Source organism: Bradyrhizobium sp. CCBAU 53338 (assembly GCF_015291665.1).
Taxonomy (GTDB): Bacteria; Pseudomonadota; Alphaproteobacteria; order Rhizobiales; family Xanthobacteraceae; genus Bradyrhizobium.
Window position 1 is genome coordinate 635226 of record NZ_CP030048.1, and the last position, 12000, is coordinate 647225.

Consider the following 12000-nt stretch of genomic DNA (forward strand, 5'->3'; position numbering starts at 1 on the left):
CCCACGACCACCGAGCGGCAGCGCCTCGACAAATGGCTGTGGCACGCGCGGGTGGTGAAGGCGCGCACCTCCGCCGCCGAGCTCGTTGTGACAGGCCATGTCCGCATCAACGGCACGCGCGAGAAATCACCCGGCCATGCGATCAAGCTCGGCGACGTCATCACCGTCGCGCTCGACCGCACCGTGCGTGTGCTGAAGGTGACCGGCTTCAACGAGCGCCGCGGCGATGCCGCCTCGGCGCGCGTGCTCTACGAGGAGCTCGGCACGAAGAGCTCGGCGACGTAAAGCGCAATTAATTGCGCTTCGTATTCATTTCTTGGTCGATCAACCACATAAAGCCGTCATGATCGGGGCTTCCCGACCTTGCAGCGCAGAGCCATCCGCGCTACGCAAGCCGCGACTTTTAAAAGAGCTTTTCGGAGCGTTGGATGACTTACGTCGTCACTGAAAACTGCATCAAGTGCAAGTATACCGACTGCGTCGAGGTCTGCCCGGTCGACTGTTTCTACGAGGGTGACAACATGCTGGTCATCCACCCGGACGAGTGCATCGATTGCGGCGTGTGCGAGCCGGAATGCCCCGCCGACGCCATCAAGCCGGACACGGAACCGGGCCTCGAAAAGTGGCTGGAAGTGAACACCCAGTACGCCAAGAGCTGGCCGAACATCACCCAGAAGAAAGAATCACCCGACGACGCGAAGGAATTCGACGGGATGGAAGGCAAGTTCGAGAAATATTTTTCTCCGAACCCCGGCTCTGGAGACTAAATTCCGGCCCAAACTTAACCCTAATACTTTCGGCAGCGCCGAAAACCAGCCCTCAAGACCCCTAAATCATTGATTTTTGCGGGAAATGTGCTATATTGAGCACATTAAGCTGAACCCCCGTCAGCCCAGTTGGCCCCGTTGGGTTCCCGTGAAACCAAATGTCGAACAGGGGCGTGGCAGTTTCCGCGCGCAGGCTGTGTCACAGAAAACGCGTAAAAAGAGTACTTCAGCGAGGGCTTCCCATAAGGAGGCCAAAAAAGTCGCCGCGGCCAGCCGTAGCGCATCCAAGGGTCGGACCGCCGCCAAGGCGCCGCCGGCTGCAAAGTCCTCGAAGAACAAAAGAAGCGCAATGCCTAACAAGACTGCCAAACCGGCCGCGAAAGCGACCGTTGCCAAGCCTGCTGCTGCCAAGGCTCCCGCTGCCAAGCCTGTTGCTCCGAAGGCTCCCGCTGCTCCGAAGGCTCCTGTTGCTGCCGCCCCCGCCAAGGCCCCCGTCGCTGCTGCCAAGCCGGCCGTGAAGGCCGCTGCGCCCGCGCCGAAGGTCGAGGAAAAGAAGGTCGTGACCCAGCGCCAGGGCTTCAAGGCCAATGAATTCGTCGTTTATCCCGCTCACGGTGTCGGCCAGATCCTGGCCATCGAGGAGCAGGAGATCGCAGGCGCGAAGCTCGAGCTGTTCGTCATCAACTTCATCAAGGACAAGATGACGCTGCGCGTTCCGACCGCCAAGGTCGCGAACGTCGGCATGCGCAAGCTGTCCGAGCCCGCCCTCGTCAAGAAGGCGCTCGAGACGCTGAAGGGCCGTGCCCGTGTCAAGCGCACCATGTGGTCCCGCCGCGCCCAGGAATACGAAGCGAAGATCAATTCGGGCGACATCGTCGCGATCGCGGAAGTCGTGCGTGACCTCTATCGCTCGGAATCGCAGCCCGAGCAGTCCTACAGCGAACGCCAGCTCTATGAAGCGGCGCTCGATCGTCTGTCCCGCGAGATCGCGGTGGTGCAGCACTCGACCGAGACCGAAGCGGTCAAGGAGATCGAGGCCCAGCTCGCCAAGAGCCCGCGCCGCGCGAACGCCAAGGCGGAAGCCACCGACGGTGAAGGCGAGGCGGATGCCGAGGCCGATACCGACGACACCGATGGCGACGACACCACCGTCGCCGACGAGGCCGCGTAAGCGCTTCGCGGCGTTGTTCGCAAACAATCAAAAGCCCGGCCGTTTGGCCGGGCTTTTTGTTCGGATACGTGTTCGAGCCTTCCCTACAGCGTCGCGCGCGGCTGGGTCCAGATCGCAATCGGCCGCTCGAGTCCGCGGATCGCTTGAGGATCCTGGGCGATCAACGATGCAAATGTTTCGGCTGCGCTGCCGAGTTCCAGCTTGGCGCGACTGACGAGATCGTTGCTTGCCACCAGCGCGCAGTCGAGCCTGCGCGTGAGCGCCTCCAGGCGGCTTGCGGCGTTGACGGTGGCGCCGATCACGGCAAATTCCAGACAGGTGTGCCCGATGTCCCCGAGCACCACCGGCCCGTAATGCAGGCCGAAACTGACGCGCATCGGCGGTTCGCCGGACGCCGTTCGCTGCGCATTCCAGCTGTCCGCCGCCGCAATCATGGCCTGGGCACAGCGCAACGCGTTGCTGGCGTCACGCTCGCCTGCGAAGGGCGTGCCGAATGTCGCCATCAATCCGTCGCCCAGATATTTGTCCAGCGTGCCGTCGTGGCGGAAAACCTCCTGCTCCATCAATGCGTGGAATTCGCGCAACGTCCGCACGACTTCCTCCGGGGTGCGCACATCGGCAAAGGCCGTGAAGCCGACGATGTCCACGAACAGCACCGCGACGTCTTGCGTGCGCACCTGCTTCAACGGCTCGTCGTGCTTCGATAACTCAGTGACCACATTCGGTGAGAAGTAGCGCGCAAGGTTGCCGCGTTCTCGTTCCACCGAGGCATGCCGGATCAGCAAATCATTGCTGCGGCTGGCTGCGAGCGCCAACGTCACGGCCACGATCATGAAGACGACGATTTCCTGGATTCGGATGCCGAATCCGATCGCGGTCGGCGAGATCAGCGCGAGCAGCCTGTGATCGCTGCCCACCGCGTCCGCAATGCGGGCGGTCAGCGCGGGATCGTGGTCGGGCTGCCACCACACCCAGGCCACGCCGATGATCCAGAGCGCTGCGGTCCATGTTCCGACCGCAACCACGGTCCGCCAGGAATAGGCCAGCGTGGCGCCCGACAGCAGCACGAAAAAGTAGATGAAGTTGCCAAAGTGGTACTGCATCGCCGCCGGCCAGTGCGTCGTGCCGAATGGGTTCGGGACGACGATGACGAATGTGAGCAGCGCAAGGTCGCAGAACAAAAGCGCCAGTTCCGACCGCGATACGCCGACCCGCCCAACCCTGACCTGGGCCCAGCCGATCAGTGCGAACAGGCCGAGCAGCACGACGTAGTACAACTGCTCCCAAGCCGGGTTGATGGCCAGCAGGAGACAGGCGATGACGGCCAGCGCGATATAGCGCGCCCGTACCGCCAGTTGCAGGCCCTCCTTCTTGCCGGCTTCGAGTGCCGCCTGCGCAAATTGAACGGTCTCGATATCGCGCTGGTCGCGCGCGCGCGACGACGCGGCGGGCGAGTCGAGGCGCTCGACGAGCATTGTCACGGGGCGGTCTCCTCGCTTGGATCGTTGCAGCCCAGCGGCGGCCGTCAACCGCCGCATCCGGCAGTCTAGTGATGCCTGGCGGCGAGGTCATCAGCCCGGGTGAACGTTTTCCTCCCCGCGCGGCGAACCGCTCACTTCACCGGCCGCTTCTCGAGCTTCCGTGCCAGCGTGCGCCGGTGCATGCCCAGACGTCTTGCCGCTTCCGAGATGTTGAAATCCGTCTCGATCAGCGTCTGGTGGATGCGTTCCCATTCCAGCGTCTTGATCGAGGTCGGTCGCACGTCCAGCGCGACCTCGGCGTTGCCTTCGGCCTTGGTGAACGCGGCTTCGATGTCATCGGTGTTGGAAGGTTTTGCGAGGTAGTGGCAGGCCCCGAGCTTGATGGCCTCTACGGCGGTCGAGATGCTGGCAAAGCCTGTCAACACCACGATCAGCATCTCCTCGTCGTGGCTGTGCAGCAGTTCGACGCAGGCGAGCCCAGAGGCACCGCCGAGCTTGAGGTCGACCACGGCGTAGCCGAAGGATCGCTCCTCGAGCGCCTTCCGGACATCCTCGATCGAGGCGGCGAGCACGACCTCATAGCCGCGGCGCTCGAACGAGCGCTTTAGCGTGCGCGCAAAGCCTTCGTCGTCCTCTACGACAATGAGCGAACGGTCAGGCGTCAAAACTGCCTCCGATCGCGAGTGTGGCGAGCGGCAAGGTCAGGCGTACCGTCGCGCCACGCTTCCTGTGGTTCTCCGCGGTCACGCTGCCCCCGAGCTTGCGCACCACGTTCACCACCAGGAAAAGGCCCAGCCCGCCGCCCGCACGGCCCTTGCTCGACTGATAGGGCTTTCCGAGCTGCGCCAGCATTTCCGGTGCGAAGCCCGGGCCGCGGTCGCTGATCGAGAGCACCAGATTGTCGCCCTCGCGTTCGGCGACCAGCTCCACCCACTCGCGCGAGACTTCATAGGCATTGTCGAGCACGTTGAAGATCACCTGCTTCAGCGCGATGTCGGAGACGATCGCGACGTCCTCGCCAAACGTGTTGGTGAAATAGAGCGTGCGCGCCGAGCGGGCGTCGCGCCATTCCTCGACCAGCGCGGTGACGAAGGCCGTTACCGTCGTCGGCGATGATCCTTCGCCGCGAGCCTCGCCGGCCGACACCAGAATGCCCGTCACGATGGACTTGCAGCGTTGCAGCGAGGTTTCCATCTCCGTGAGATCCTCGGCAAGCTCCTGGTCGGCGGTAAGATCGGGCATGCGGCGCCAGTCGCTGAGGATGACCGAGAGCGAGGCGAGCGGCGTGCCGAGCTCATGCGCTGCGCCGGACGCCAGCAGACCCATGCGGACGATATGATCCTGTTCGGCGGCGTGCTGGCGCAGCGCCGCCAGATGCGCGTCGCGCTGGCGCAAATTCCTGTTGATGCGGGTGACGAACACGACCAGCAGCACTGCGTTGAGGGCGAAGCCCAGCAACATGCCGGCGACCGTGAGCGTGTAGGTCTCGCTCAGCGGGTTAGGCGGCAGGTCGAGCGGCCGGTAGGCCATCGTCAGCCAGACGAAGCTCGCGCAGGTCAGCGCCACCAGCGACCAGGTCGAGCGGGCATCGAGCAGCACGGCGCCCAGCGTCACCTGGAGCAGGAACAACGACGTGAAGGGGTTGGTGGCGCCGCCGCTGAGATAAAGCTGCGCGGTCAGCGCCGCGACATCCAGCATCAATGCGACCAGCAGCTCGTTGTTGGTAATCGCGGCGCGATGGCGCACCCAGACTAGGCTCGAGACATTGAGAAACACGAGCGCGCCGATCACCGCTCCCATGCGGGTGAGGGGCAGGGGAATGCCGAGCCAGAAATGCACGCCGCCGATGGTCACGATCTGCCCGACCACTGCAGTCCAGCGCAGCTGGATCAGCAGCGCCATGTTCTTGCGGTTGGTTTCGTCGTCGGTGGGGGCAGCGCCGATCAGCTCGCTGCGCGCGTCCGCCTGCGATTGCAGCGTGACCGCCTGCTCGCCGTAGGTGTTCCCGTCGTCAGGTCGGTTCGACGATCGTTCCAGCATCTGATCCCGTCCTGCGGGCGGAGGCATCGAAGCCGCCGGCCGGTTCGTGGACGAAGCGCGTGCGGCGGAACAGCCCGCCGCGGAATGTGACGAAAAGTCTACCGGCCAGCAGGAAAGCCAGGGCAAACCACGTCAACGCGTAGATCAGGTGGTTATTGGGAAAGCGGATCACGGTCAATCCGCCGATTGGACCGTTACCGACCTGTGATCCGGCGTCGGCATCGATGAAGAAGGGCGCGACCTTTTGGAGGTCGCGCGCGGCCGCGATCGCGGCGACGTCCCGCGAATACCAGCGGTTGTGCTGGGGCACGTTGTCCCTGAGGAAACCGCCCTTCGGCTCGGTGATGCGCAGGAGGCCGGTGACCTCGACCTGGCCGGCGGGATTGCCATCCTTGCGCGTTGACGGGTCGCGCCGCTCGGACGGCACGAAGCCGCGGTTGATGAGGACTTGCGTGCCATCAACGCGCAGGAGCGGCGTCAGCACCCAATAGCCGGGGCCTTCCTCTGTGACGGCCTGCACCAGCGTCTCGCGGTCGTGCAGGAAGCGGCCGGAGACGCTGACGTGCCGATATTCGTCGCTCGCGGCGGAGACCGCAGCCCATGAAGCGGGCGCGGGGATCGGCTGCGCCGGAGCATGGACGCGCTGCTCGACGCGGTCGATGAGCGCGAGCTTCCAGGCGCGGCGCTCGACCTGCCAGACGCCAAGCGCGATCAGAACGACGAAGGCGGTGAGCGAGAGGACCGTGAGCCACAGGGACGGACGCGCGGCCCCTGCGGGGCTGCGCGGTTCGTCATCCCCAGGTCTTACCGGAATGCTCACTTCATTCCCGTCATTTCGTGCATCGGCATCATGTTGCTGTTGAGGTGGTTCATCACCCACAGCGAACCGGACAGCGCGATCACCACCATGACGATGGTGAAGATCAGCGCCATCATGCTCCAGCCATTCTCGGACTTCGGGCTCATGTGCAGGAAGTAGATCATGTGCACGACGATCTGCACGACCGCGAAGGCCATGATGACCAGCGCGGTGATCTGCTTGCTCGGCAGCGCGCCGCTCATCACCAGCCAGAACGGGATCGCTGTGAGCACCACCGAGAGCACGAAGCCGAGCATGTAGCCCGAGAACGTGCTGTGGGCGTGGCCGTCGCCGTGGTGATGGTCGTCGGCGTGAGCGGCGTGGGTGTCGGTGTTCATCGCAGAACTCCCAGGAGATAGACGAAGGTGAAGACGCCGATCCAGACAACGTCGAGGAAGTGCCAGAACATCGACAGGCACATCAGGCGACGGCGGTTGGCCTCGATCAGGCCGAAACGCCCGACCTGCACCATCAGGGTCACCAGCCAGATCAGGCCGCAGGAGACGTGCAGGCCGTGGGTTCCAACCAGGGTGAAGAAGGCGGACAGGAAGGCGCTGCGCTGAGGCGTGGCGCCTTCATGGATCATGTGGGCGAACTCGGTGAGCTCGATGCCGATGAAGGCGGCGCCGAACAGGCCGGTGATCAGGAGCCACATCTGCGTCTGGGCGACCTTGTTCTGCTGCATCGTCAGCATGGCGAAGCCATAGGTGATCGAGGAGAGGAGCAGCATCGAGGTGTTCACCGCGACCAGGTCGAGGTCGAACAGGTCCTTCGGCGCGGGCCCGGCGGCGTAATTGGCGCCGAGCACGCCGAAGGCGGCGAACAGCATCGCGAAGATGAGACAGTCGCTCATCAGGTAGATCCAGAAGCCGAGCGAGGTGCTGTAGCCTTCCGGATGCGGATGCTCGTCGGCGAGGTAGAAGACCGGCTCGCCGGTCTGCGAAGGATTGACGGCGACAGTCATTTACTTGGCTCCGGCGAGCAGTTTGGTGCGCGCGTCCTCGGTCCGGATGACGTCGTCAGCCGGAATGTCGAAGTCGCGGTGATAGTTGAAGGTGTGGCCGATTCCGACGACCAGCATGGCGATGAAGCTCGCAGCCGCAAGCCACCAGATGTACCAGATCAGTCCGAATCCCATCGCGGTGGCGAGGCCGGCGAGGATGATGCCGGTGCCTGTGCTGCTCGGCATATGGATCGGCTTGAACCCGGTGAGCGGACGCTGATAGCCGCGCTTCTTCATGTCCCACCATGCGTCATTGTCGTGAACGACGGGGGTAAAGGCGAAGTTGTAATCCGGCGGCGGCGAGGAGGTGGCCCATTCCAGCGTGCGTGCGTCCCAGGGATCGCCGGTGACGTCCTTGAGCTGCTCGCGCTTGAGGAAGCTGACCGCGAACTGCATCAGCATCGAGAGAATGCCGAGGAAGACGAGGCCGGCGCCGATCGCGGCGATGATGAACCAGATCTGCAAGCTCGGATCGTCGAATACGCGCAGGCGACGGGTCACGCCCATCAGGCCGAGCACATAGAGCGGCATGAAGGCCATGTAGAAGCCGGTGACCCAGAACCAGAACGACAGCTTGCCCCAGAACGGATCGAGCCTGAAGCCGAACGCCTTCGGGAACCAGTAGTTGATGCCGGCAAATGCGCCGAACACCACGCCGCCGATGATCACGTTGTGGAAGTGCGCAATCAGGAACAGGCTGTTGTGCAGGACGAAGTCGGCCGGCGGGACCGCGAGCAGCACGCCGGTCATGCCGCCCAGCACGAAGGTCAGCATGAAGGCGATCGTCCACAGCATCGGCAGCTCGTAGCGGATACGGCCGCGATACATCGTGAACAGCCAGTTGAACATCTTCGCGCCCGTCGGGATCGAGATGATCATGGTGGTGATGCCGAAGAACGAGTTGACGCTGGCGCCCGAGCCCATCGTGAAGAAGTGGTGCAGCCAGACCAGGTACGACAGGATGGTGATGACGACCGTGGCGTAGACCATCGAGGTGTAGCCGAACAGGCGCTTGCCGGAGAAGGTCGAGGTCACTTCCGAGAAGATGCCGAAGGCGGGGAGAACCAGGATGTAGACTTCAGGGTGGCCCCAGATCCAGATCAGGTTCACGTACATCATCGGGCTGCCGCCGAAATCGTTCGTGAAGAAGTTGGTGCCGACGTAGCGATCGAGCGCGAGCAGCGCGAGCACGACGGTCAGGACTGGAAATGAGGCGACGATCAGGATGTTGGTGCACAGCGAGGTCCAGGTGAACACCGGCATCCGCATCATGGTCATGCCGGGGCATCGCAGCTTGACGATGGTACAGATCAGGTTGATGCCGGATAACGTCGTTCCGACGCCGGCGACCTGCAATCCCCATATGTAATAGTCGACGCCGACGTCTGGACTGTAGCCGATGTTGGACAGCGGCGGATAAGCCAGCCAGCCGGTGCGGGCGAATTCGCCGATGAACAGCGAGAGCATCACCAACACCGCACCGCCGACCGTCATCCAGAAGCTGAAATTGTTCAGGAACGGGAACGACACGTCGCGGGCGCCGATCTGCAGCGGCACCACGAAGTTCATCAGGCCCGTCACCAGCGGCATCGCCACGAAGAAGATCATGATCACGCCATGGGCGGTGAAGACCTGGTCGTAGTGATGGGCGGGAAGGAAGCCTTCGGAGCCGCCGAACGCCATTGCTTGTTGCGCGCGCATCATGAGGGCATCGGCGAAGCCCCGCAGCAGCATCACGATGCCGAGGATCATGTACATGACGCCGATGCGCTTGTGGTCCACGCTGGTGAACCATTCGCGCCAGAGATACCCCCAGAGACGGAAGTAGGTCAGGCCGGCGAGCAGCGTGATGCCGCCGAGCGCGACGACCGCGAAGGTGCCGACGAGGATCGGCTCGTGCAGCGGCAGCGAATCGATACCGAGACGGCCGAAGATGAGCTTGAGGAGATCAGGAGACATGCGAGCTCTCTTTAGGAGTCTGACTTCAGGGAGTCTGACTTGGGACGTTGTCCCAGGAAGAAGGACGAGGACTTCAGCGGCGCGAAGGTCGGCCGCTTCAGGCCGGCGCCGATAAGCGGCGCGGTGTCGAGCGGCGCCTTGATCGAAGCCGTGGTTGCGCCGCCTTGCGGCGCATCCGGCGTGCAAGTGCCGGCGACGAAGCTCGGTTCGGGGCCGAAGGCGGTGCCGCGGCGGGCGTATTTGTCGTAGGAGAGCGGGAGGGTGTTGTTCAGGCCCTCGTGGCCGTTGCCGCCTTTGGCATCGATTGCCATCATCTCGCTCTGGCACATCTTCCCGGTCTCGACGCACATGTTGAGGATCAGGCGGTAGAGATCGGCATCGACGGTACCCCAGCGGCGGACCGGCTCGTTTTCGCTCGGCTTTTCGAGCTGGAGATACTCAGTGCGGCCGAGCGAACCACCGGTGGACTTGGCCTGCGCGACCCAGGCGTCGAAGCCCTTGTCGTCGAGGCCCTGGAAGTTGAAGTGCATCCCGGAGAAGCCGGCGCCGCTGTAGTTCGCGGAGAAGCCTTTGTAGGTACCGGCGTGGTTCACGACGGCGTGGAGCTTCGTTTCCATGCCCGGCATCGCGTAGATCTGGCCGGCGAGTGCGGGGATGTAGAAGGAGTTCATCACCGAAGAGGCGGTGATGCGGAAGTTGATCGGACGATCGACGGGCGCGGCCAGATCGTTGACGGTGGCGATGCCGTAGTCCGGATAGATAAAGAGCCACTTCCAGTCGAGCGCGACGACATCGACCTCGAGCGGCGCCTTGGACTGGTCGATCGCGCGATCGGCATGGATGCGGCCGAGCGTGCGATAGGGGTCGAGCAGATGCGTGCCCATCCAGGTCAGCGCGCCCAGGCAGACGATGATCAGCAACGGTGCGGACCAGATCACCAGCTCGAGCTTGGTGGAGTGATCCCAATCCGGCTCGTAGCGGGCCGAGGTGTTGGACTGGCGGTAACGCCAGGCGAACATCACCGTCAGCGCCATCACGGGGACGACGATCAGGAGCATCAGGATGGTGGAGATGATGACGAGGTCGCGTTGTTGCGCCGCGATATCGCCGGCTGGCGCCAGCACGACGTAGTTGCAGCCGCTGAGCGCGGCTGCCAGGGGTAGCAGCGCCAGGATCTTGAGACGGGACACGGGCCGAGCCTTATGAGAATGAGTTTCCTTTGCGGGGCCAACGGGTAGCTGCGGCGCAGCAATCCGGACATTGGACAATTTGTCCAATGTTGCACTGCGGGATGTTGGGCCAAACAGGACCAGATCGCCTGGCGTCCCCGCCGGGGGGTCGGCTTTGGTTTTCAGGACGTTAAGGGCGCACGCATGGCGACGGCACAGACCCCCGCAATGGCGGATATCCACTCGGGCGAGCACGGCCACGACCAGGCCAGCCCCGGCGAGATCGCCATCGGCGTCATCATCGGCCGCACCTCGGAATTCTTCGACTTTTTCGTCTACGCGATCGCCTCGGTGATCGTGTTTCCCCGCCTGGTGTTCCCGTTCACGAGTGAACTGACCGGCACCCTTTATTCCTTCATGATCTTCGCACTGGCCTTCGTCGCCCGGCCGATCGGCACCGTCATTTTCATGACGGTCGACCGCGAGTACGGCAAGACGGCCAAGCTGGTTTCGGCGCTGTTCCTGCTCGGCACCGCCACGGTCGCGCTGGCGTTCCTGCCCGGCTATCACGACATCGGCGTTGCCGCGATCTGGCTGCTGGCGCTGGCGCGTCTCGCGCAGGGTCTGGCCTGGGGCGGCGCCTGGGACGGCATGGCCTCACTGCTGGCGCTGAACGCACCGGCGTCCAAGCGCGGTTGGTACGCGATGGTGCCGCAGTTAGGGGCGCCGCTCGGGCTGATCGTGGCGAGCGCGCTGTTCGCCTATTTCGCCGGCAACCTCTCGGCCGACGATTTCTTCGACTGGGGCTGGCGTTATCCGTTCTTCGTCGCCTTCGCCATCAACGTCGTGGCGCTGTTCGCGCGCCTGCGCATGGTGACGACGGAAGAATATGCCTCGCTGTTCGAGACCCGTGAGCTGCAGCCCTCGCGCATCTCCGACACGGTTGCCCGCGAAGGCCACAACATCATGCTCGGCGCGTTCGCGCCGCTTGCGAGCTTCGCGCTGTTCCACATGGTCACGGTGTTTCCGCTGTCCTGGGTGTTCCTGTTCACCCGCGAAAGCCCGGTGCGCTTCTTGATCATCGAGATCGTCGCGGCCGTGTTCGGCGTCGCCGCGATCGTCGCCTCCGGCATCATCGCCGACCGCGTCGGTCGCAAATCGCTGCTGATGGGATCGGCGATCGCGATCGCGATCTACAGCGGCTTTGCTCCGCAATTGCTCGACGCCGGTGCGTTCGGTGAGACCATCTACATGGTGATCGGCTTCATCCTGCTCGGCCTCTCCTTCGGTCAGTCCTCGGGCGCGATCGCCTCGAACTTCAAGCAGATGTACCGCTACACGGCCTCCGCGCTGACCTCTGACATGGCCTGGCTGTTCGGCGCCGGCTTCGCGCCGCTCGTCGCGCTGCTGCTCGCCACCAATCTCGGCGTCATCGCCTCGGGTGCGTACCTGCTGTCGGGCGCGTTCTGGACCCTGCTCGCCCTCTGGCTCAGCGGCCAGCGCGAGGCGGGCGATATGGACGCGGGCGAATCGTCAACCTGACATTTCCCG

11 protein-coding genes and 1 pseudogene are annotated in these 12000 nt (G+C 63.8%); 4 read left to right on the top strand and 8 right to left on the bottom strand.

What is annotated here, in order from left to right; translation table 11 throughout:
• Positions 1-12 precede the first annotated feature (12 nt).
• From XH90_RS03010 to XH90_RS03020, 3 genes and pseudogenes are all read left to right on the top strand, one after another.
• Positions 13-285, top strand: a pseudogene (locus XH90_RS03010) (RNA-binding S4 domain-containing protein); the annotation flags it as partial.
• Between the two features lie 143 nt (positions 286-428).
• Entirely contained in the window at positions 429-767 is a 339-nt protein-coding gene (gene fdxA / locus XH90_RS03015) for a ferredoxin FdxA (protein WP_194479143.1), read from the top strand.
• A 349-nt stretch (positions 768-1116) separates the two neighbouring features.
• Entirely contained in the window at positions 1117-1938 is an 822-nt protein-coding gene (locus XH90_RS03020; protein WP_194479144.1) for a CarD family transcriptional regulator, read from the top strand.
• A gap of 83 nt (positions 1939-2021) precedes the next feature.
• On the opposite strand, the gene XH90_RS03025 is transcribed toward XH90_RS03020, so the two are convergent.
• The 8 genes from XH90_RS03025 to cyoA form a co-directional block, all read right to left on the bottom strand.
• Positions 2022-3413 carry an adenylate/guanylate cyclase domain-containing protein gene (locus tag XH90_RS03025; RefSeq protein ID WP_194482572.1) on the bottom strand — a complete coding sequence of 464 codons (1392 nt, stop codon included), beginning with the start codon at positions 3411-3413 and terminating at the stop codon, positions 2022-2024.
• Positions 3414-3550: 137 nt separating this feature from the next.
• On the bottom strand, positions 3551-4084 hold the full coding sequence (locus XH90_RS03030) for a response regulator transcription factor (protein ID WP_194479145.1): 534 nt from the start codon (positions 4082-4084) through the stop codon (positions 3551-3553).
• Complete coding sequence (locus tag XH90_RS03035; protein WP_194479146.1) at positions 4074-5459, bottom strand: ATP-binding protein; 1386 nt, start codon at positions 5457-5459, stop codon at positions 4074-4076. The genes XH90_RS03030 and XH90_RS03035 overlap by 11 nt, the downstream gene beginning before the upstream one ends.
• A complete protein-coding gene (locus XH90_RS03040) occupies positions 5431-6279 on the bottom strand; it encodes an SURF1 family protein (protein ID WP_194479147.1) in 849 nt (282 codons plus the stop codon). Before XH90_RS03040 ends, XH90_RS03035 begins: the two co-directional genes overlap by 29 nt.
• Positions 6276-6656 carry a cytochrome o ubiquinol oxidase subunit IV gene (gene cyoD / locus XH90_RS03045; RefSeq protein WP_194479148.1) on the bottom strand — a complete coding sequence of 127 codons (381 nt, stop codon included), beginning with the start codon at positions 6654-6656 and terminating at the stop codon, positions 6276-6278. The genes XH90_RS03040 and cyoD overlap by 4 nt, the downstream gene beginning before the upstream one ends.
• Entirely contained in the window at positions 6653-7282 is a 630-nt protein-coding gene (gene cyoC / locus XH90_RS03050; protein WP_194479149.1) for a cytochrome o ubiquinol oxidase subunit III, read from the bottom strand. The genes cyoD and cyoC overlap by 4 nt, the downstream gene beginning before the upstream one ends.
• Positions 7283-9280, bottom strand: coding sequence for a cytochrome o ubiquinol oxidase subunit I (cyoB, locus tag XH90_RS03055; RefSeq protein ID WP_194479150.1), 1998 nt, complete (start codon positions 9278-9280; stop codon positions 7283-7285). It lies immediately after the preceding gene.
• Positions 9281-9291: 11 nt separating this feature from the next.
• The gene (cyoA, locus tag XH90_RS03060; RefSeq protein WP_194479151.1) at positions 9292-10470 is read right to left on the bottom strand and encodes a ubiquinol oxidase subunit II; all 1179 of its coding nucleotides are present in this window, start codon (positions 10468-10470) and stop codon (positions 9292-9294) included.
• 183 nt (positions 10471-10653) lie between these two features.
• On the opposite strand from cyoA, the gene XH90_RS03065 reads away from it, so the two are divergent.
• On the top strand, positions 10654-11991 hold the full coding sequence (locus XH90_RS03065; protein ID WP_194479152.1) for an MFS transporter: 1338 nt from the start codon (positions 10654-10656) through the stop codon (positions 11989-11991).
• Positions 11992-12000: the final 9 nt, after the last annotated feature.

Bases quoted from the DNA above. Each gene is read 5' to 3' on its own strand.
- fdxA (WP_194479143.1), top strand. From the start codon at position 429: ATGACTTACGTCGTCACTGAAAACTGCATCAAGTGCAAGTATACCGAC.
- cyoC (WP_194479149.1), bottom strand. From the start codon at position 7,282: ATGACTGTCGCCGTCAATCCTTCGCAGACCGGCGAGCCGGTCTTCTAC.
- XH90_RS03065 (WP_194479152.1), top strand. From the start codon at position 10,654: ATGGCGACGGCACAGACCCCCGCAATGGCGGATATCCACTCGGGCGAG.
- XH90_RS03020 (WP_194479144.1), top strand. From the start codon at position 1,117: ATGCCTAACAAGACTGCCAAACCGGCCGCGAAAGCGACCGTTGCCAAG.
- cyoD (WP_194479148.1), bottom strand. From the start codon at position 6,656: ATGAACACCGACACCCACGCCGCTCACGCCGACGACCATCACCACGGC.
- cyoB (WP_194479150.1), bottom strand. From the start codon at position 9,280: ATGTCTCCTGATCTCCTCAAGCTCATCTTCGGCCGTCTCGGTATCGAT.
- XH90_RS03025 (WP_194482572.1), bottom strand. From the start codon at position 3,413: ATGCTCGTCGAGCGCCTCGACTCGCCCGCCGCGTCGTCGCGCGCGCGC.
- XH90_RS03035 (WP_194479146.1), bottom strand. From the start codon at position 5,459: ATGCTGGAACGATCGTCGAACCGACCTGACGACGGGAACACCTACGGC.